Annotated in this window: 19 protein-coding genes; 15 read left to right on the top strand and 4 right to left on the bottom strand. The window is 61.7% G+C overall.

From position 1 onward, the window contains the following. Positions 1–17: 17 nt before the first annotated feature. From WM94_RS02905 to bglX, 3 genes are all read right to left on the bottom strand, one after another. Positions 18–1,352 (bottom strand): sigma-54 dependent transcriptional regulator, encoded by a 1,335-nt coding sequence (locus tag WM94_RS02905; protein WP_061550392.1) that lies wholly within the window; start codon positions 1,350–1,352, stop codon positions 18–20. After that, positions 1,346–3,103 carry an ATP-binding protein gene (locus WM94_RS02900; protein ID WP_024087686.1) on the bottom strand — a complete coding sequence of 586 codons (1,758 nt, stop codon included), beginning with the start codon at positions 3,101–3,103 and terminating at the stop codon, positions 1,346–1,348. Before WM94_RS02900 ends, WM94_RS02905 begins: the two co-directional genes overlap by 7 nt. Positions 3,104–3,189: 86 nt before the next feature. Beyond that, entirely contained in the window at positions 3,190–5,481 is a 2,292-nt protein-coding gene (bglX, locus tag WM94_RS02895; protein WP_061550391.1) for a beta-glucosidase BglX, read from the bottom strand. Positions 5,482–5,667: 186 nt separating this feature from the next. Between bglX and WM94_RS02890 the strand changes: the two genes are divergently transcribed. Then, positions 5,668–6,285, top strand: coding sequence for a TPM domain-containing protein (locus WM94_RS02890; RefSeq protein ID WP_013974020.1), 618 nt, complete (start codon positions 5,668–5,670; stop codon positions 6,283–6,285). A 259-nt stretch (positions 6,286–6,544) separates the two neighbouring features. After that, complete coding sequence (locus WM94_RS02885) at positions 6,545–7,768, top strand: SAM-dependent methyltransferase (protein ID WP_061550390.1); 1,224 nt, start codon at positions 6,545–6,547, stop codon at positions 7,766–7,768. A gap of 4 nt (positions 7,769–7,772) precedes the next feature. Here WM94_RS02885 and WM94_RS02880 read toward each other — a convergent pair whose 3' ends face one another. After that, a complete protein-coding gene (locus tag WM94_RS02880; protein WP_061550389.1) occupies positions 7,773–8,651 on the bottom strand; it encodes a DNA-binding response regulator in 879 nt (292 codons plus the stop codon). Between the two features lie 448 nt (positions 8,652–9,099). Between WM94_RS02880 and WM94_RS28685 the strand changes: the two genes are divergently transcribed. The 13 genes from WM94_RS28685 (at position 9,100) to WM94_RS02820 (ending at position 20,899) form a co-directional block, all read left to right on the top strand. Beyond that, positions 9,100–9,294, top strand: coding sequence for a Flp family type IVb pilin (locus WM94_RS28685; protein WP_082810463.1), 195 nt, complete (start codon positions 9,100–9,102; stop codon positions 9,292–9,294). Positions 9,295–9,357: 63 nt separating this feature from the next. Then, entirely contained in the window at positions 9,358–9,876 is a 519-nt protein-coding gene (locus WM94_RS02875; RefSeq protein WP_061550388.1) for a prepilin peptidase, read from the top strand. Positions 9,877–9,891: 15 nt separating this feature from the next. Then, positions 9,892–11,226 carry a hypothetical protein gene (locus tag WM94_RS02870; protein ID WP_061550387.1) on the top strand — a complete coding sequence of 445 codons (1,335 nt, stop codon included), beginning with the start codon at positions 9,892–9,894 and terminating at the stop codon, positions 11,224–11,226. A 12-nt stretch (positions 11,227–11,238) separates the two neighbouring features. Then, positions 11,239–12,051, top strand: coding sequence for a Flp pilus assembly protein CpaB (gene cpaB / locus WM94_RS02865; protein WP_061550386.1), 813 nt, complete (start codon positions 11,239–11,241; stop codon positions 12,049–12,051). An 87-nt stretch (positions 12,052–12,138) separates the two neighbouring features. Next, a complete protein-coding gene (locus tag WM94_RS02860) occupies positions 12,139–13,626 on the top strand; it encodes a type II and III secretion system protein family protein (protein WP_061550385.1) in 1,488 nt (495 codons plus the stop codon). A 15-nt stretch (positions 13,627–13,641) separates the two neighbouring features. After that, positions 13,642–13,923 carry a hypothetical protein gene (locus tag WM94_RS02855; protein ID WP_061550384.1) on the top strand — a complete coding sequence of 94 codons (282 nt, stop codon included), beginning with the start codon at positions 13,642–13,644 and terminating at the stop codon, positions 13,921–13,923. Between the two features lie 35 nt (positions 13,924–13,958). Then, positions 13,959–15,281 carry a TadE/TadG family type IV pilus assembly protein gene (locus WM94_RS02850; protein ID WP_082810461.1) on the top strand — a complete coding sequence of 441 codons (1,323 nt, stop codon included), beginning with the start codon at positions 13,959–13,961 and terminating at the stop codon, positions 15,279–15,281. A gap of 9 nt (positions 15,282–15,290) precedes the next feature. After that, positions 15,291–15,761: a TadE/TadG family type IV pilus assembly protein gene (locus WM94_RS02845; protein WP_039613750.1), complete on the top strand. Its 471-nt coding sequence runs from the start codon at positions 15,291–15,293 to the stop codon at positions 15,759–15,761. Beyond that, on the top strand, positions 15,761–16,264 hold the full coding sequence (locus WM94_RS02840) for a TadE/TadG family type IV pilus assembly protein (RefSeq protein WP_061550382.1): 504 nt from the start codon (positions 15,761–15,763) through the stop codon (positions 16,262–16,264). Before WM94_RS02845 ends, WM94_RS02840 begins: the two co-directional genes overlap by 1 nt. Next, on the top strand, positions 16,258–17,475 hold the full coding sequence (locus WM94_RS02835; RefSeq protein WP_061550381.1) for an AAA family ATPase: 1,218 nt from the start codon (positions 16,258–16,260) through the stop codon (positions 17,473–17,475). Before WM94_RS02840 ends, WM94_RS02835 begins: the two co-directional genes overlap by 7 nt. 3 nt (positions 17,476–17,478) lie before the next feature. Next, positions 17,479–18,921, top strand: coding sequence for a CpaF family protein (locus WM94_RS02830; protein WP_039613748.1), 1,443 nt, complete (start codon positions 17,479–17,481; stop codon positions 18,919–18,921). Further along, the gene (locus WM94_RS02825; protein WP_039613747.1) at positions 18,918–19,904 is read left to right on the top strand and encodes a type II secretion system F family protein; all 987 of its coding nucleotides are present in this window, start codon (positions 18,918–18,920) and stop codon (positions 19,902–19,904) included. The genes WM94_RS02830 and WM94_RS02825 overlap by 4 nt, the downstream gene beginning before the upstream one ends. Before the next feature lie 26 nt (positions 19,905–19,930). Then, entirely contained in the window at positions 19,931–20,899 is a 969-nt protein-coding gene (locus WM94_RS02820; protein ID WP_061550380.1) for a type II secretion system F family protein, read from the top strand. Position 20,900 lies beyond the last annotated feature (1 nt).

The following is a 20,900-nucleotide window of genomic DNA, read 5'->3' as shown; positions in this document are numbered from 1 at the left end:
GATAAGCGGATTTCCGCTCATTCCCGCCCGATGAAGTCCTCGCGCACCAACCCATGCCGCTGCATCTTTTCGTTCAGCGTGCGCCGCGGCAGCTGCAAGGCCTCCATCACCGCCTTGATTTCGCCCCCGTGCTGGCGCAGCGTCGCGCGCAGGCATTGCGCCTCGAACGCTTCCATCTGTTCGCTCAACGACTGCCCGGCAGGCGTCACCTCGATGTTCGGCGAGCCCAGCCCCAATGCATGCCGCTCCGCCGCGTTGGCCAGCTCACGCACGTTGCCCGGCCAGTCATGCGACAGCAGCTGCGCCAGTTGCGCGCCCGACAGTGGCGGGGCTGCGCGACCAAGCTTTTCGCCGGCGGCACGGGCAAAGTGCTCGAACAGCAGTGGAATGTCCTCACGCCGTTCACGCAACGGCGCCAGGCGCAACTCGGCCACGTTCAGGCGATAGGCAAGGTCTTCGCGGAAGCGCCCGGCGCGGGCTTCTTCGAGCAGGTCGGGCTTGGTCGCGGCAATGATGCGCAGGTCGACGCTGATGCTCTGGTTGGCCCCCAGGCGTTCCAGCTTCTGTTCCTGGATCACCCGCAGCAGCTTGGCCTGTTGGGCCAGTGGCATGCTTTCGATTTCGTCGAGGAACACCGTGCCACCGTTGGCGTACTCAAGCTTGCCGATGCGCTTGCCCTGGGCGCCGGTAAAGGCGCCGCTTTCATGGCCGAACAGCTCGGCCTCGAACAGCGACTCGGGGATGGCTGCACAATTGAGGGCGACGAACGGCTTGTCGGCGCGCGGGCCAAAATCGTGCAGGCAGCGGGCCACGCGCTCTTTGCCACTGCCGGTTTCGCCGCGGATCAGCACATTGACCGGCAGGCTGGCCAGGTCCAGCACTTGCCGACGCAGCTGTTGCAGGCCCTGGGACATACCCAGCAGTGTGCCTTCCAGGCGTGACTTGAGATCGGCCTGCTCGTGCAGCCGGCGGTTTTCCAAGACCAGCTGGCGCTTTTCCAGGGCCCTGCGCAGGCTGCCCAGCAGGTGCTGCGGGGTAAAGGGTTTTTCCAGGAAGTCGTAGGCCCCGCTGCGCATGGCTTCCACTGCCATGGGCACATCGCCGTGGCCGGTCAGCAGGATCACCGGCAAGTCGGGGTCGTCCGCCAGCAGGCGTTCGAGCAACTGCAGGCCATCCATGCCCGGCATGCGTACATCGCTGATGATCACCCCGGGAAAGTGCCGTGGCAGGTGTGCCAGGCATTCTTCGGCGCGGGCGAACAGTTGCACGCTGAAGCCCGACAGGCTCAGCCATTGCTCGACCGCGGTGCGGATACTGGCTTCATCATCGACGACGATCACTGAATTCAACATGCAGGCTCCAGGTCACGGGGCAGGGTAAGGCTAAGGCGCGCGCCGCCAGGCAGGTTTTCGGCCTGCAGCTTGCCGCCGGCCTCGTGGACGATGCCGTAGGAAATGGCTAGCCCCAGCCCAAGGCCTTCACCCACCGGCTTTGTGGTGAAGAATGGGTCGAAGACCTTGGCCAGGTTGGCCTCGGCAATGCCGCCACCCGAATCCAGCACGCTCAGGCGCCATAGCTCGCCGTCGGGCTCGATGCGGATCTCCAGGCGTTTGTAGCGCTTGTCGGCCATGGCGTCGAGGGCATTGCGCAGCAGGTTGATCAGCACCTGCTCCAGGCGAATGGCATCGCCGCGCACCCAGGCCGGGCGCGCCAGGTACAGGGCTACCTCCACTTCTTCGCTGCGAATACGCGCCTCCAGCAGGTGCAGTGCCTGGTCGACCACGGTGGCCAGGTCGAGGCGTTCGCGCAGGCCGACCGGGCTGTTGCGGGCGAAGGTTTTCAGGTGACTGGTGAGCGCGGCCATGCGCGTGAGCATCTGCTCCAGCGGCTCCAGTGCCTGGCGTGCTTCGTCATATCGGCCATGGTCGAGCAGCAGACGCAGGGTTTCCAGCTGCATGCGCTGGGTGGTCAGCGGCTGGTTGATTTCATGGGCCATGGCCGCCGACATCTGCCCAAGCGCCGCCAGCTTGGCCGATTGCACCAGCCCCTCCTGGGCGGTGCGCAGCTCACGGGTGCGTTCCTCGACCTGGCGCTTGAGCTCCTCCCGGCTACGCTGGCGCAGGCGGGCAAGGCGCAGGCGCTGGCTGACGAACAGCGCAGCGAACACCAGGCTCAGCCATACGGCGGCGGCGCCGAGGGCGGCATTGCGACCGTCGGCGGCCACCTGCGGCTTGCGCAGCAGATGCAAAGTCCAGTTTTCACTTTCCAGCGGCAGGCTTTCCCACAGGTACTCGGCGCTACCCTCCGGGCCTTGCACGCGGCTGAGGGTGCTGTTGGCGGCAAAGCGGGTCAGCACCTGGTGCTGCAGCGGCACCAGCGGTTGCTTGTCGTACTGACGGGTTTCGGCCAGTTCGGCACGGTCGGCACCATTGAGCGGCTGCAGCTCACGGTAGCGCCAACCGTCCTGGTTGGCGATGAAGGTGATGCCACGGGCATCGCTGACCAGCAGGATGTCGCTGCCCTGGCGCCACTCGCGCTCCAGTTCGGGGAACTCCAGCTTCACCACCATGGCGCCGAGGAAGCGGCCATGCTCGTCGTTCACCGCGCTGGCGAGGAAGTATCCCGGCACGCCACTGGTCACACCCACTGCGTAGAAGCGGCCACTGCCTTGGCTGCGGGTTTGCTTGAAGTAGGGGCGGAAACCGTAGTTGGAGCCCACATAGCTGCTAGGCAGCCGCCAGTTGCTGGCGGCGATGGCCAGGCCGGTGCGGTCGAGCAGTTCGAGGGTGGAGGAGTTGGCAGCGCCGTTGATGCGTTCGAGCTTGCGGTTCAGGGCGTCCTGCATCGGTTCGCTGACCGGGCCGCGCAGGGCGGCGATCAGTTCCGGGTCCAGCGCCAGCACGGCGGGCAGGGCGCGGTAGCGGTCGATCAGCGTGTGCAGGGCATTGGCATACAGGCCCAACTGCTGGCTGGCACGCTGGGCGTCGGCTTCCATGGCCTGGCGCTTGGCCTGGTGCATGGCCCAGCCGGCGCTGAGGGCGGTGCCCAGCACGATCAGCAGGGAGATCAGCCCCAGACGCAGGGCGCGAACGGAAAAGGGCATGGGGCGGATCCGGATGAATGGGATATCAGGGCCGGCCTCTTCGCGGGCAAGCCCGCGAAGAGGCCGGTACAGGCAAAACCAGTCAGTTACAGCAGTTCAAAGCTCTGCTGCTGTACCGCCTGGGAATCCAGCCCGACCTGTACATTGAATTCCCCCGGCTCGGCAACCCGCTGGAGTTGGCCATTGTAGAACTTCAGGTCTTCCTCGCTGATGCGGAAGCTCAACGTGCGCGACTCGCCAGGCTTGAGCATCAGCTTCTGGAAGTTCTTCAGTTCCTTCACCGGGCGGCTCATCGATGCCGATACATCCTGCAGGTACAGCTGCACCACGGTCTCGCCTGCCACCTTGCCGGTGTTCTTCACCGTCACCTTGGCTTCCAGCGTGTCGCCACGCTTGAGGTCCTTGTTCGACAGCTTCAGCCCCGACAGCTCGAAGCTGCTGTAGCTCAGGCCATAGCCGAACGGGTACAGCGGGCCATTGGGCTCTTCGAAGTACTGCGAGGTGTAGTTGCCCGGCTTGCCAGGTGTGAAGGGCCGGCCGATACGGGTGTGGTTGTAGTACATCGGGATCTGCCCGACCGAACGCGGGAAGGTGATGGCCAGCTTGCCGGACGGGTTGTAATCGCCGAACAGTACGTCGGCGATCGCGTTGCCGCCTTCGGTACCGGCGAACCAGGTTTCCAGAATGGCGTCGGCCTGCTCGCGTTCCCAGGCAATCGACAGTGGGCGGCCGTTCATCAGCACCAGCACCAGCGGCTTGCCGGTGGCCTTCAGGGCCTTGATCAGCTCCCGCTGGCTGGCCGGGATTTCCAGGGTGGTACGGCTCGACGACTCGTGGGACATGCCGCGGGATTCGCCGACCACTGCCACCACCACATCGGACTGCTTCGCCGCCTTCACCGCCTCGTCGATCAGCACCGCAGGCGGGCGCGGATCGTCGACGATTTCCGGAGCATCGAAGTTGAGGAAGTTCAGGTAATCGAACATCGCCTTGTCGCCGGTGACGTTGGAACCTTTGGCGTAGACCAGCTTGGCCTTGCCCTCCACGGCGCGGCGCAGGCCTTCGCGCACGGTCACCGAGTGCATCGGTTTGCCGTCGGCAGCCCAGCTGCCCATCATGTCGATCGGGGCATCGGCCAGCGGGCCGACCAGGGCGATGGTGCCGGCCTTTTTCAGCGGCAGGGTCTGGTTGTGGTTTTCCAGCAGTACCAGGCTGCGGCGCGCCACGTCACGCGCGGCATCGCGGTGCAGGCGGTCGTTGCCGTAGTAGTCCTTCAGGTCGGTTTCGGCCTTGCCGATGCGTACGTACGGGTCCTTGAACAGGCCCATGTCGTACTTGGCGCCCAGCACTTCGCGCACTGCCTGGTCCAGTTCGGCCTGGGTCACTTCGCCAGACTTCAGCAGGCCTGGCAGCTCTTCGCCGTACAGGGTGTCGTTCATGCTCATGTCGATGCCGGCCTTGATCGCCAGCTTGGCGGCTTCGCGCCCGTCGCGGGCGACGCCATGGCGGATCAGTTCCTGGATGGCACCGTGGTCGCTGATGGTCACGCCCTTGAAGCCCCACTCCTTGCGCAGCAGGTCGTTCATCAGCCAGGTATTGGAGGTGGCCGGCACGCCGTTGATCGAGTTCAGCGCCACCATCACCCCGCCGGCACCAGCGTCGAGCGCGGCGCGGTAGGGTGGCAGGTAGTCGTTGTACATTTTCGGCAGGCTCATATCGACCGTGTTGTAGTCGCGCCCGCCTTCCACCGCGCCATACAGGGCGAAGTGCTTGACGATGGCCATGATGCTATCGGGGTTGGCCGGGCTGCTGCCCTGGAACGAGCGGACCATCACCTGGCCGATCTTCGAGGTCAGGTAGGTGTCCTCGCCGAAGCCTTCACTGGTGCGGCCCCAGCGCGGGTCGCGGGCGATGTCGACCATCGGTGCGAAGGTCATGTCCAGGGCGTCGGCCGCGGCTTCGATGGCGGCGGTGCGGCCGACCTTGGCGACGGCGTCCATGTCCCAGGTCGCGGCCATGCCCAGGCCGATCGGGAAAATGGTGCGTTCGCCGTGGACGGTGTCGTAGGCGAAGAACATCGGAATCTTCAGCCGGCTACGCATCGCCGCGTCCTGCATGGGGCGGTTCTCGGGGGCCGTGCGTGAGTTGAAGGTACCGCCGATGCGCCCGGCGGCAATTTCCTCGCGGATCTTATCCTTGGGCATTTCCGGCCCGATACTGATCAGGCGCAGTTGGCCGATCTTCTCGGCTTCGGTCATCTGGCTGATCAGATGGTCGATGAACGCCTGCTTGTCCTGCAGGGGCGGGGCGGAGGGGGCGGCGAGTGCCGCCTGACTGGCAAGGCCCATGGCCAGGCCCAGCAAAGACAGTTTCATCATCAATTCCGTTGTGAGGCCTGTGCCGTATCCACGGTGATACGCGCGCGGCCGAAGTTTTCAGGCGGCTATTGTTGTACGATTTGCAGGCATTTCTTCCAGCGGCGGATTATGCCTGAATATGTCGCCTGCGGATGAAGCCCCGAATGCCGGGACAACAACTATAAGAACGCTCAAGAGACCGATGGCATGACCCCCCTCGACGAATACCATCAGCGCCAGATCGCCGAAGCCATTGCCCGTGCCGAACGGCGCACCGATGCCGAACTGGTGACGGTGCTGGCCCGCCGGGCCGATGACTACGCCTACTGGCCGTTGTTCTGGGCCGCCGTGCTGGCGCTGGCCGTGCCGGCCCTGTTGCACTGGCTGCTGGGTTGGCCCGGAGTGCGTGGCTTGCTGGTGGCCAATGTGCTGCTGTTCGTAGGCTTGTGCCTGCTGCTGCGCAGCCCGCGCCTGGCCGGCTGGCTGATCCCCCGGGCCCTGCGCCGCTGGCGTGCTTCGCGCCTGGCCCGCCAGCAGTTTCGCGAACAGAACCTGCAGCGCACTGCTGGTGCCACGGGCGTACTGATCTTCGTCAGCGAGGCAGAGCGGCATGTGGAGATCCTGGTCGACCGCGGTATCGAGCGCCATCTGGATGCCACCGCCCGCGCGGCCATCGTCGCCCGCCTTGCCGAACAGGTACGCCAGGGCCGCACCTTGCAGGGGTTTGTGGAGTGCATAGAAGCGTGCGGCGAACTGCTCAGCGAACATGTGCCGCCTACCCATGCACGTAACGAGTTGCCCAACCGGTTGGTGATTCTCGATTGAGCCGAACCCCGATGGCTTGACGCGCCCCCCTGTAGGAGCGGCTTTAGCCGCGAACACCGGCGCAGCCGGGGCCATGCACCGCGTTGGATTCTTCGCGGCTAAAGCCGCTCCCACAGGATACGCGTACCGCTTGCGAATTCGGTTCCCTACGCGACAGCGCAGCCCAAAGGACTGGGCGATCTCCCACAGGAAGTTAGCCACCCTGTAGAATGCGTGCATTGCGCCATGCGCTCCCCGCTACCCGAGGCACCGTTTTTCCATGTCCGCCAGTTCTTCTGCCCCATCCGCGCCGGATGCGCGCACCCAGTTTCTCGACCTGCTGAACGCCGCCCTGCATGGCAATACCCTGGTCAAACTGGTATTGGCGCGCCATGTCGGTGCCGACCAGACCCTGCAACGGATCATTGCCAAGCCGCTGCAGGTCAAGGGCCAGCCGTGCCTGTCGCTGGTCTATCGCCACCAGACCCGCGACATCACCCGCAATCTGGCGCTGGAGCAGGCACAGGCGCTGGTCGCCGAGCTGCTACCGGACAGCTTCCGCAACGCGCACTTGTTCGATGCCGACGGTGAAGTGCAGTTGACCTTCAGCAAGAAGGGCAAGCCTATGCTCCAGCGCCACGGCGCACAGGCGCCACGCGAAGCTGCCAGTAGCAGCGGCCATGACCGCGAGAAGAAGCGCTATCTGGAGCTTTCACGGCCGTTCCTGCGTGACCTCGGCGTGACTGACGCACAAGGCGCGCTGATCCCGTCGATGTCGCGCAAGTGGAAGCAGATCAACAAGTTCATCGAAGTCTTCGACCACGCCCTGGCCAGTGCACCGGTGCCGGCGGAGCAGGCGCTACGGGTGGCCGACTTCGGCTCAGGCAAGGGCTACCTGACCTTTGCCATGCACGACTACCTGCGCAATAGCCTGGGCCGCGAAGCACAGGTAACGGGCGTCGAGCTGCGCCAGGACATGGTCGACCTGTGCAACGCCGCCGCCTTGCGTCTGGAGCACCCGGGCCTGGAGTTCCAGTGTGGTGACGTGCGTAGCGTGGTGCCCGAGGCCATCGAAGTGATGATTGCCCTGCATGCCTGCGACATCGCCACCGACTACGCCATCCACACCGGCATCCGCTGCAACGCCGCGATCATCATGTGCTCGCCGTGCTGCCACAAGCAGATCCGCCCGCAACTGCACAGCCCGGGGTTGTTGCAACCGATGCTGCAGTACGGCCTGCACATGGGCCAGCAGGCCGAAATGCTGACCGACAGCCTGCGCGCGCTGTACCTCGAAGCCTGCGGGTATGAGACCAAGGTGTTCGAGTTCATTTCGCTGGAGCACACCAACAAGAACAAGATGATTCTTGCGGTGAAGCGGCGCCAGGCAGGGGACAACGGCGCGTTGCTGGAGAAGATCGGGCAGCTCAAGGCGTTCTATGGGGTGAAGGAGCATTGCCTGGAGACGCTGTTGCGTGCGGATGGGTTGCTGCCTGGCGTGTGATTCTTCAGCGGCTCTTGTGAAATGCCGCACTCGGTAACACGTTATCCATCAGTGGCGCATCTGGACCTTTCAGAGCCTCGGTTTCGCTGACCGGCGCTCCGAGCTGGCGGGCATGTCGGTATTCGCTGGGTGTGCAGTTGCTGACCTGCTTGAAGGCACGGGCGAAGTCGGATGGGTCCTTGAAGCCGGCCTCATAGCCGATGCTGGTAATCGGCATCTGGCTGTTGACGAGCAGGTCCATGGCCAGGTTCATGCGCTTGCTCAGGATGTAATCCAGAAACCCAACGCCGTTGACTTCCTTGAACAGGCGGCTGAAGCGGGCCGTGGTCATGCCGCAGCGCTGTGCGATGTCCTTTTGGTCGATGCATTCGCGAAAATGCTGGTCGATATATGGCATGACCTTGCTGAGCGCCTGGTGCTTGTGGTGTTCGCCGGTCAGGCGAATGCTGTCCGGCAAAGAGGGAAGGTGGTCGATGCGCTGCGCATTGCCTGAGGTCTTGCTGGCGCGGCGTATGTCGCAAAGCTGCTTGAGGACATCGATGTAGCGACTTTTCTCACCGCTTGTCAGCGGCAATACCAGATACTCCCAGACCCGCGAACGCATGGCCCAGACAGCCAGCTCTTCGGAGTGCTGCACGGTGAACATGGTGATCGGTATGGACGGTGAGTTGCGTTTCACTTCCAGCAGCAGGTTGAGGTTGAGGGTGTCGGGGCGATCGAAATGCATGCAGATCATGTCTGCCTGCTGGCGTTCGGAATGCGCCACGGCCTTCGCCAGTTTGCAATCGCAGACATGACTGAACTGTGCCATCAGCGCTTCGGTGGAATGATCGCGTGTCAGATCGAACCACAACAGCAGCGGCTTTGTGCCCGGGTTAGACATCGTGACTTAACCTTATGCTGGGGAGTTTCCCTACGAGCAGCAGTATTGCCAAAACACTATTAACTCGCCGAGCAATTTGGTTATTACCTTAGATCTTTTTTGATTAAGGCGATCTAAGTACTTCGTAAACCCTGATGTTAGACAGGTTCCGTTTTTCGTCACCTTCTGATGTATGACGACCGTTTGTCGGCTTTGGACTAACGTGCCGGAACTTTTTCCTGAGTCGGCTGCAAATGCGTACGAAAGTGCTTCTCATATTCGGGATTCCTGCCTGTTTTTCTGGTGGCCGCGTCCTCTTTTTGATGCTGGCTAATGGCCGCAAAAAAGTCCTAGCGATTCGCAAAAATCTCCTAACCACTGGTGTCACCCTCTGACTAGGATTCGCAACAGGTAGTGCAAAACACCACTGCCTGGGAAGAAAAATAATGTCCTTAGCGAGGTGAGCGAAATGACACTGCAAACTATCAAGACTTCGGTAATGAAGTTCGTCAAAGACGAAGATGGCCTGACCATTGTGGAATATGCGGTGGCTGGTGGATTGATTGCCCTTGCCGTAGTTACTGCTTTTACTAATTTGGGTACAGCTGTTGGTAACAGAATCACCGCTTTGATAAATGCAATAAACGGCACAACGGCGCCTTGAGCAGGGTCAGCAGGGTCGAGGATTTGGGCTAACTAATAATCCAGCCCGCACGAGGATGCAGCAATGTCCACAGAATATCTGTTCGCCATTGTCGTGCTGCTAGGGCTGCTGGGGATCGCGGTGGTGGGAGACCTTCGTCGCCACCGCATTCCCAACACCTTGATATTACTGGGGGTGGGTTTGGGGTTGGTGGGCCAGGTTTACTCCGCAGGACTCGCCGGGTTGGGGGATGGCGTGCTGAGTATGCTTATTGGTTTCGCGATATTTTTGCCGATGTACGCGCTGGGGGGGATGGCTGCTGGAGACGTCAAGTTGATGGCCATGGTCGGTGCCTTTCTTACACCGTACGACGTACTTTCGGCAGCACTCTTTAGCCTGATAGCCGGTGGTGTGTTTGGGATCCTGATAGTGCTCATACGCGGCCAGTTGCAACAGACGTTACAACGCTACTGGTTGATGTTGAGTGCGCGGGCCTACTTGGCGCCGGCGACGGATGAAGTTGCAGCCAAGCCTTTCCCTTATTCAGTCGCGATCCTGTCTGGAACCCTTGTCAGCCTGTTTGGGCTACCGCTAGGCCAATAGCCTTGGAGGCTAACCATGTACGCACTAAGAGACAATGGTGTCTGCACCTGTGACAAGGACGCAGTGCAGAGCCTGGCACCTCAGCCACGTACAGTACGTGAGACTGGCCTGGCGGAAAGCTTTCTCGGTGATTTGCTGTGCAAGCACCTGCACGATGCCGGTACGCTGGACCTGTCGCGTTTGGTCGAGCGCCTGGCACTGACCGGTGCGGTGGTAGAAGAAGTGCTGGCCTTTCTGCGCAAGGATGGTCGCGTTGAAGTGCTGGGCCAGGTCGGTGTGCAAACGGGGGGGCAGGTGCTGCGATACGGCTTGACCGAGCGCGGCCGCGGTACCGCCCGGGATGCACTGGCGCGCAGCGGCTACATTGGCGCGGCACCCTTCCCGGTAAGTGCCTACCGTGACCTGCTCAAGCTGCAGACCATTCACCATGGCCGCATCAGTACGCAGGACATGCACGCGGCGTTCGCTGGCGTAGTGCTCTCGGAGAGCATGCTCGATCAACTGGGCGTAGCGTTGAACTCCGGGCGCGCCATCATGATTTACGGCCCCGCAGGCACCGGCAAGACCTACGTCAGCAGCCGGTTGATTCGACTGTTCGCCGAGTCCATCTGGGTACCCCATGCCATCGAGATCAACGAGTCGGTCATCGAGGTGTATGACCCCCAGGTGCATCAACGCCTGGAGGAGGAGAGTCAACCCACCAGCCTGTTGCTGAACGAAGGCATCGATCGCCGGCTGGTGCGCTGCAAACGCCCGGTTGTGATCACTGGCGGTGAGTTGGGCATGGAGCAACTGGACGTCCGCTTCGATCCCAGTACCCGTCAATATCAGGCCTCCCTGCAACTCAAGGCCAGCAACGGACTGTTCATCATCGACGACATGGGGCGCCAGCGCATGGCCCCGGCCGAACTGCTCAACCGCTGGATCGTGCCGATGGAAGAGAAGCGCGACTTCCTCAACCTGGGTGGCGGGCGCCATTGCGAACTGCCGTTCGATCTGGTGCTGGTGTTCTCCACCAACCTGAATCCCCTGGAGCTGGCCGACGAAGCCTTCTTGCGGCGCATCGGCTACAAGCTGCAGTTCAGCTACCTGAAGGTCGATGAATACGAACGTATCTGGCGCCAGGAGTGCGAGCGCCTGGGCCTGGCTTACGACCCGTCGCTGTTGCGCCATGCGCTACAGGCGCTGTACGAGGCCGAAGGCGTGCCGCTGGTGCCCTGCCACCCGCGCGACCTGCTGAGCATGGCGCTCGACCGCCAGCGTTACCTGGGGGGCGAGGGGGCGCTGTCGCCGCAGGAGCTGGATTGGGCCTGGCGTAGCTACTTCGTCCAGATCGACTTCCTTGGATAAGGAGATGCAGACATGAGTGCCCGTACGCTGATCCTCATTGCCGTTTCCCTGACCCTGGGGCTCGGTGCCGCCTTGATGGCCAACAACTGGCTTGATGGCCGGCTCAACGCGGCCCCGGATGACAAGATGAAGAACGTAGTGGTGGCCACAGTGGAAATCCCGTTCGGGCAGATGATCGAGGCCCAGCAGGTCGCCATTGTGCGCATGCCCAAGGATGCGGTGCCTGACGATGCCTTCGACAGCAATGAAAAGGTGATTGGCAAGATCGCCACCTTCGCCCTGCTGCGCGGCGACGTGCTGCGCAGCGCACGTGTGGCTGAGCACCTGGGTGGCAGTACCCTGGCCTCGTTGATCGCCCCCGACAAACGAGCCATTTCAGTGCGTGTGGATGACGTGGTCGGGGTGGGTGGGTTCCTGTTGCCGGGCAATCGGGTTGATGTACTGGCGACCAAGCGCAGCGACGGTAGCAGTAATGACTCAGAGTCCAGGACCATTCTCCAGGACTTGCGCGTGCTGGCAGTGGACCAGACGGCGGGGACGGACAAGACACAACCTGTAGTGGTGCGTGCCGTGACCCTGGAAATGTCGGCCAAAGAGGCCGAGGTACTGGTCAAGGCGCAATCGGAAGGGAAATTGCAACTGGCCCTGCGTAACCCGCTGGATGCTCAGAAGCAACCGCAAGCCGTTGCCGCTGCCGCACCGGTCCAGGCTGCGCCGCCAGTAGCCAAACCCCAACCAAAACCGGTGGCAAAGGGTAACGGTGGAGTAGGCGCGGTCACCATTATCCGGGGGACTGAAGTTGAAGTAGCGAAAGCAAGGTTTTAAGGCGGCAGGCGTCCGAATGGCTAACGTTCGGCAGGAACAAGAATACCTCGCAAGGAGTTGTGCATGAATACTTTGCAGAGACTAGGGATGTACCTGTTGTGCGGGCTGGGTACGCAACTGCTGTTCGTCGGTGTGACGCAGGCTGCAGAACCGGGATCGGGATACAGCGCCATGTCGGCGGCCAGCACCAATATGGTCCAGGTGCCCATCTACAAGTCGCGGACGATCAGCGCTCGTACGCCGGTGAGGAAAATCTCGGTCGGCAACCCGGATATCGCCGATATCCTGATCACCAGCCCGACCCAGCTCTACCTGCTCGGCCGTTCCCTCGGCACTACCAACGTATTGCTGTGGGACAGCAACAACCGCTTGATCGAGACCATGGATGTGGAGGTCGTGCATGACCTCACCGGGCTCAAGACCAAACTGCACCAGCTGCTGCCCGAGGAGAACATCGAGGTGTTCAGCGCACAAGGCGCGTTGGTACTGCGTGGTCAGGTGCGCAGCGCCGCGGCCATGGACACAGCGATGAAAGTGGCCAAGACCTATGCCGCGCAGACCTCGAGTGTGGTGCAAGGCAAGGGTGAAGCCGCCGAGGCGGCACCAGCCCAGTCGCTGGAGGTGATCAACCTGCTCAGCGTCGGTGGCAGCCAGCAGGTGATGCTGGAAGTGAAAGTGGCCGAGATGCAGCGCAGCCTGATCAAGAACCTCAACGTGCGCTTCAATGCCCTTGGCTCATCCGGCAACTGGAGTGGTGGCGGGTTCAACAATGGTCAAGGCCTGGGCCTGACTCCAGGCGGAGGTTCGATCCTTTCGCCAGGTTCGCTGATTGGTGGTGGCAAAGGCTTGTTCGCACAGTTCCTGTCCGACGATTTCCTCTTCAACGTGGTGCTGGAGGCGTCCAAGGACAATGGTTCGGCCAAGGTGCTGGCCGAGCCCACCCTCACCACGCTGACCGGCCAGCAGGCGGAGTTCATTTCCGGTGGCGAGTTCCCGGTGCCGATCACCGAGGATGATGGCATCACCATCGAATACAAGGAATTCGGTGTCGGCGTGAAGTTCCTGCCGGTGGTGCTCGACTCCGGGCGTATCAACCTCAACCTGAATGTCTCGGTGAGCGAGCTTTCCAACGCTAACTCGCTGGTACTCGACACGGGTCTCAGCAGCATCCTGGGCGATGGAGTTTCCCAGGTTATTCCGTCGCTGACCAAGCGCAGCGCAGAGTCCACGGTCGAACTGGGCAACGGCCAGACCATTGCCATCGCCGGCTTGATCAGCGAAAACACTCGCGATTTCGTCAGCCGTTTCCCGGGTCTGGGGGACTTGCCGATACTCGGGCACCTGTTCCGCAGCCAATCGTTCATCAACGGTGAAACCGAACTGGTGATCCTGGTGACGCCGCACCTCGCCAAGCCTGTGGATGCCAAGGCGGTGCGCCTGCCCACCGAGAAGTTCGTCGAGCCCAGTGACCTGGACTTCTACCTGCTCGGCAAGACCAAGGGCAGTGAGCCGGGGCGCGCGGTGCCCGTCAGCCTCGGTGTCAGCGGTGGCAACTTTGGCCATGACCTGAATTGATCGGAGAGAACCAGCATGAGAAGCATGATCGTGTGTTGCGCGCTGCTGTCGGGGTTGTCGGGTTGCATGTCGTACGACGAAGGGCGCGTTGGCCCGCTGGGCTACAGCGTCTACCAGACCACCTACCAGCAGATTGCCGACAAGCAGGTAGCCGCGAACCCAGGCACTGAAGTGCCGGCCGCTGGCTCTGACGGGCCTTTGCTGGAGAAGGTGATCAATAGCTACCGGGGGACGACTGGTGATGCGCAGCAGATCGGTCAGCCGATCCAGATTCAAGTCTCCGACTCAACTCGCTGATTGAGGGCGTGACAATGACTCCTCGAGCCCAACGGATGTTCACCGCGCCGCCAGGCCAACAGCGGGGGGCAGTGACTGTCATTATCGTGATCGCCCTGTTGGCAATTCTGATGATGGCCGCGTTGGTGCTCGATGGTGGTCACATGCTGTTGAACAAGACCCGACTGCAGAATGCCGTGGACGCCGCCGCCCTTGGTGGTGCCAAGACCCTGAGCCAGGTAATGGGCACTGCCAGTGCCGCCAGCACCGCGCGTGATGCCGCGCTCTTTACCCTGAACGAAAATGCCAAGGCCGCTGGCAACAACGAACTGTTGACCGCAATCGGCGGCAACCTTGGCGGGTTCGCTGTGGTGGAGCTCGCAGACAACGTCTATGGGCCTTTCTCCTACCCGGGGCCGACCAATGCCACCTATGTACGGGTCTCGGTAGCGAACTATTCACTGGCTGGTTTTTTCTGGAGTTTTGCCCAGTCACTCGGTACCGGCACATTGGGAGCCAAGCAAGTGACGGCAATTGCCACCGCCGGACCGAGTCCGACCAGCCCCTGTGATCTTGCACCACTGCTGGTCTGTGGCAACCCGGCTCAATACAACCCGGATACAGGCATGTTCTGGGGGTATCGCTTTGGTGACCTGGAGGTCTTGAAATCGGCTGCCAAGAACAGCGACCCGATTGGCCCGGGCAACTTCCAGCTGCTCGATTTCGGCGCTGGTGGCAAGACCGTTGGCGACCTGATGGCCGGCGGCGGTTCGGTTTGCCGCAATGTCGGTGACAACGTGGACACCAAGCCTGGCAACACGGTTGGCCCGTCCGTCAAAGGTCTGAATACCCGATTCGGCGAGTACTCCGGGTCGTTGAAGAGTTCGGATTATCCACCCGACCTGGTGACGACCTACAGCAACCCAGTGATGAAGTACAACGACAAGACCACGCCTCACCAGGTGGAGCAGCAGGGGCACGTCGTCACTTCGAGCAATGGCAACCTGTCTGCTGGCGGTACACCGCTGTTCGACTACAACGACTATGCCGCGCAGACCGCCGCATGTGTCGCCGGCGGGGGGGCGGGGTGCCAGTCGAACGGGGTTTTCGAGCGGCGCATGTTGAAGATCGTGGTGGGGGACTGCTCCGGCAAGAACTCGGGAGCCTCGTCGATTCCGGTCATCGGTTTCGGTTGTTTCTTCGTGGTGCAGCCGGCCGACAACTCGGGTGGGGATTCGCAGATATTCGGCCAGTTCGTCAAGCAATGTGAAGGCGACGGTGTGCCCGGGCCTACGCCGCAGGACGATTCCGGCCCGCAGATCATCCAGCTGTACAAAACCTTTATCAGTGGCAGTGGCACACCGAGCACCGACTCCTAGGAGCGCGTCATGGAACTCTATCGGCTCAAGCGTGCGCAGCGTCAGCAAGGGGTGGCAATCGTCGAATTCACCATCACCCTGCCGCTGTTGCTCCTGACCTTGCTGGCCTTCGGCGAATTCGGCCGAATGCTTTACCAGTACAACAGCCTGCTGCAGGGCAGCCGTGATGCCGCGCGCTTCGTCGCCAGCCAGGCCTGGAACTCGACCCTTGGCAAGGTCGAGGTTAGCGCCGACCTCGAGTGCATGACCAAGAAAGTGGCAGTGTACGGTGCACCTTCCGCACCGCCCTGCAGCCTGACCGGGATGCCGGCCAATACCACCGTGCAGGTTGCCAAGGTGGCGGGTACCAACGACCACGTGCAGGTGACCATCAGCGCGGTCTTTTCCCCGCTGATCGCCAACGGCATTCCGGCCTTTATCGGCAACGGCACCGCGTTGAACTTCCCGTTGGTCGCTACCACCGTGATGAGGGCACTGTGATGAAGCGCAGAAGCATGCAGGGCGTTTACGTGGTGGAGTTCGCCATTGTCAGTGCGTTGATGTTCACGCTGCTGTTCGGGGTGCTGGAAATAGGCCGGCTGTACTACACCGTGAACGTCTTGAATGAGTCCGTGCGGCGTGGCGCACGCCTGGCTGCGGTGTGCAATATCAGCGATCCAGTGGTGCTGCGCAGGGCCATATTCAACAGTGCGGGCGACAGTGGTGCCAGCACCCTGCTGGCCGGCCTGGACACCTCGGACCTGACCCTGCGTTACCTGGACAAGAACGGTGCACAGGTCGCCAACCCCGGTGATCTGATAAGTGCCACCGGGTTTGCCGCCGTCCGCTATGTGCAGCTGACGCTGCAGAACTTTCAATTCAGCCTGTTTATTCCAGGTTTTGGGGTGCCCATTACCCTGCCAGTATTCAAGGCGACCTTACCTCGAGAGAGCCTCGGGCGTCATACCGAGGCGGATGTCGTACCGGAGATCACGCCATGCTGAATCTTAGGGAATCTTCCGTATCCGCTACCTCCATCAAACCCGGGATGCGTCTGTTGATCAGCAGCTCCGACGCCTTGGCCTTGCGCCAGCTGCAAGAAATCTGTCAGCGCATCGCCGGTCTGGAGGTGAATGTTCGTCAGGTGAGCAATGGGCATTGCGACCCGCTTTATGGGTTGGATCGGATGCCCGATTTCCTGCTGCTGCGCGTTGGCCAGCTGTGGCGTGAGGAACTGGCGGCCCTGTTGCAACGCCCGGCCCATGAGCGCCCGCCGCTGTTGGTGTGTGGCCTGCTGGATGATCGGGAAGGCATGCGCCTGGCGATGCAGGCCGGTGCGCGCGATTTTCTGCCGGAGCCTATCGTTGCCACGGAGCTCATCGCTGCCTTGAACCGTATGGTCATGGAAACCCAGACCAACAGCACGGCAACAGGCAAACTGGTTGCGGTGATGAATGCCAAGGGTGGCTCCGGCGGCACGGTGCTGGCCTGTAACCTGGCGCATCAGCTCAGCCTCAAGGGCAACGCGCTGCTGCTTGACCTGGACCTGCAGTTTGGCAGCGTGTCGCATCATCTGGATGTGGCGCAGTCGCACAGCCAGCTGGACGTGTTGCAGCAGATAAAAGAAATGGATGGTGTTGCACTGCGCGGTTTCTGCAGCCATTTCAGCCCGTCCTTGCATGTGCTTGGCAGCCGCGCCAATGAGCTGTGCCTGCCGCAGGATGTCCAGGCCGAACAGCTCGATGCGCTGCTGCAGCTGGCGCGGGCCAACTATGACTGGGTTGTGGCGGACTTGCCGCGGCAGATCGATCACATCACCGCCTCGGTGCTGGAGCAGGCCGACCGGGTGTACGTCGTGATGCAGCAGAGCGTCAACCACCTGCGCGACGCCAGTTCCCTGGCGCGCATTCTGCGCGATGACCTGGGCGTACGCGGCAATCAGCTGGAGGTGGTGGTCAACCGCTACGACAAGGCGGCGCCGGTCAGCCTCAAGGATATCGGCGAGGCGCTGCGTTGCACCAATATCGTGAAACTGCCGAATGACTTCAGCGTTATCAATCAGAGCCAGAACACAGGTGTGCCATTAGGCCTGCAAGCACCTCGCTCGGCGATCACCCAAGCGCTGCGTGGGCTGGCCGAGGAATTGGTGGGCAAGCAGGTGGCCACAGACAGCGGACTGTTCAAACGCGCCTTCAAACGTGTTTTTCGGGGGTGAACCATGCTTAGCGATTTCCGTAACCGTTTGCGCAAACAGGCAGTCACCCCCGAGGCATCGACGCCGTCGAAGCAGGGTGGCGGCGCTAAGGACCCGGCAGAGGCGCTGATGGCGTGGGAACATTCGGCACCGGATGTTCTGTTTGAAACGAAAAGCCAGGTCACATCGGTGGAAGCCGAGTGGCGGGAAAAAACCTATGCGCAACTGCTCAAGGTCATGGACCTGTCCTTGCTCGACTCGCTCGAGCAGGCCGAGGCCGTGCGGCAGATCCGCGATATCTGCCAGCGTCTGCTTGACGAGCATTCGGCGCCGGTGAGCTCTGCCAGCCGCCAGTTGATCATCAAGCAGATCACTGACGAAGTGCTTGGCCTTGGCCCGCTGGAGCCGCTGCTGGCCGACCATACGGTGTCCGACATTCTGGTCAACGGCCATGACTCGGTGTACGTCGAACGGTTCGGCAAGTTGCAGCGAACCGATGTGCGTTTTCGCGATGATCAGCACCTGCTGAACATCATCGACCGCATCGTCTCCAGCCTGGGCCGGCGTATCGACGAGTCTTCGCCGTTGGTAGATGCGCGGCTCAAGGATGGTTCACGGGTCAATGCGATCATCCCGCCGCTGGCCATCGACGGGCCAAGTATCTCGATACGCCGCTTTGCGGTGGACCTGCTCAACGTCGACAGCCTGATCCAGGCGGGCGCCCTGACCCCGGCCATCGCGTTGCTGCTCAAGGCGATCGTGCGGGGGCGGCTGAACGTGCTGATCTCCGGCGGCACCGGCTGCGGCAAGACCACCATGCTCAATGTGCTGTCCAGTTTCATTCCCCACAACGAGCGCATCGTCACCATCGAGGACTCGGCCGAGCTGCAACTGCAGCAGCCGCATGTGGTGCGACTGGAAACAAGGCCTGCGAACATAGAGGGGCGTGGCGAGGTGGGCCAGCGTGAGCTGGTGCGCAACAGCCTGCGGATGCGCCCAGACCGTATCGTGATCGGTGAGGTGCGTGGCGCCGAGGCGCTGGACATGCTGACGGCGATGAACACCGGGCACGATGGCTCACTGACTACCATCCACGCCAACACCGCGCGCGATGCGTTGGGCCGGGTCGAGAACATGGTCTTGATGTCTGGCGCTACATTCCCGATCAAGGCCATGCGCCAGCAGATCGCCTCGGCCATCGATGTGGTGATCCAGCTGGAGCGGCAGGAAGACGGCAAGCGGCGGTTGGTCAGTGTGCAGGAGATCAACGGCATGGAGGGTGAAATCATCACCATGACCGAGATCTTCTCTTTTGTTCGCAGTGGTGTGGGCGAGCAGGGCCAGGTGCTTGGTGACTTTCGGCCAAGTGGCATGGTCCCGGCCTTTCGCGATGCCTTGGCCAAGCGCGGGATCGAGTTGCCTTTGTCGATGTTCAGGCCTGAATGGATGGAGGCTCGTCAATCATGAGCCAGATACCTGGTGAATACATCCTGATATTTCTTGGCATGGTGTTCGTTGCCGTGTTTCTTCTCAGCCAAGGCCTGGTGGTCCCGGTGTTCGGCGAGGCGGGCAAGGTACGCAAGCGTATCCGCAGCCGACTTGTGCTCCTGGAGCGGGCAAGCCATCTGCCGAACATGCAGACCGTGCTGCGGCAGAAATACCTGACGCGCTTGTCGCCGCTGGAGGCGCGGCTCGAGCAATTGCCCTTCATGGCGACGCTGACGCAACTGATCGAGCAGGCCGGCCATGAGTACCGGGCCTATCGGGTACTGCTGCTGGGGTTGGCTCTGGCAGCGGCTGCCGGGATGCTGGCCTGGATGTTCTTCCCTTACTGGTGGCTGGCGCTGGCGGCAGCGTTCGTGGCGTTCTGGCTGCCACTGCTGAAAATCTCACATGACCGTGGCAGGCGTTTCGCCAAGTTCGAGGAGGGCTTGCCCGATGCGCTGGAAGCCATGTGCCGGGCGTTGCGCGCCGGGCACCCCTTCAATGAAACCCTGCGTTTGGTGGCAGATGAACACAAGGGACCGGTGGCGCATGAATTCGGTCTGACTTTCGCCGATATCAACTACGGTAATGATGTACGCAGGGCCATGCTTGGCCTTCTGGAGCGGATGCCAAGCATGACGGTGATGATGCTGGTCACCTCGATCCTCATTCACCGTGAGACTGGCGGCAACCTGACGGAAGTACTGGAACGGCTGAGCAATTTGATACGCGGGCGTTTCCGGTTTCAGCGCAAGATCAAGACAATGTCGGCCGAAGGGCGAATGTCGGCTTGGGTGTTGGTGGCCATACCCTTCCTGTTGGCGGCAGCGATCATTATTACCAGCCCGGACTATCTGACGTTGCTGATCAAGGATCCCACTGGGCAAATGTTGGTCATGGGGGCTTTTGGCTCCATGTTGGTGGGGATTTTCTGGATTCGTAAAATCATTCGTATCCAGATCTAGGCAGTTCTCGCACGGGGGCGTCGGTCATGGACTATTTGCTCGGTTTGTTGAGTGGGGTGACGGACAGTGAGGCATTGGCACGCCTGCTGATCGTTGGTGCGATCGGGATGAGCACGGTCATTGCGGTTATTACCGTGACGTTGCTGGTGCTGGGGCTGCAGAGCCCACTGCAACGCCGTCTTGCATTGATCAAGCGTGACCACTCCAGCGCCGCGGCCGGTCGGGAGCCGCCAGGAAGCCTGCAGCTTCTACTGGAGCGTGTAGGTCGGCGCGTTACCCCGTCTACGGAGGGGCAAGTGTCAGCCACCCGAGCCCTGTTGACCCATGCTGGATACGGCTCGGCTTCAGCGGTACAGGTGTACTGGGCGGTGCGTTTGCTGCTGCCGTTGATGCTGATGGGTATCTCGTTGTTGATACTGCCGCTGGTTCCCAATCTTTCCCCGCTCAAGATCATGGGACTGGTAGCCATGGGCGCTGCCGTCGGATGGCTGCTGCCGGCTGTGTACATCGACAAGCGCAAGAATGCTCGGCAGGGCCGGTTGCGCGCGGCCTTTCCCGATGCCCTGGACCTGATGGTGGTTTGCGTAGAGTCGGGTCTGGCGTTACCCCAGGCTATCGAACGAGTGGCCGAAGAAATGGCGGTCAGCCAAGCCGAACTGGCCGAGGAGCTGGCGTTGGTCAATGCGCAGATCCGCGCCGGCATTTCCAGTACCGAAGCGCTCAGGCAACTGGCAGATCGCACTGGCCTGGAAGACATTCAGGGCCTGGTCAGCCTGTTGGCCCAAAGCATCCGCTTCGGCACCAGTGTAGCGGCTACCTTGCGCATCTATGCCGAGGAGTTTCGTGACCGGCGCATGCAGGCCGCAGAAGAAATGGGCGCGAAAATCGGAACGAAGCTGGTTTTTCCGCTAATTTTCTGTTTGTGGCCAAGCTTTTTTCTGGTTGCCATCGGCCCGGTGATCATCGGGATACTTAGAACGTTCGGGAATCCATGAC

The sequence above is a fragment of the Pseudomonas sp. ABFPK genome (assembly GCF_001586765.1).
Lineage (GTDB): Bacteria > Pseudomonadota > Gammaproteobacteria > Pseudomonadales > Pseudomonadaceae > Aquipseudomonas > Aquipseudomonas asiatica.
Note: the sequence above shows the minus strand (reverse complement) of the source record. Positions and strands in the feature narration are given on the sequence as shown.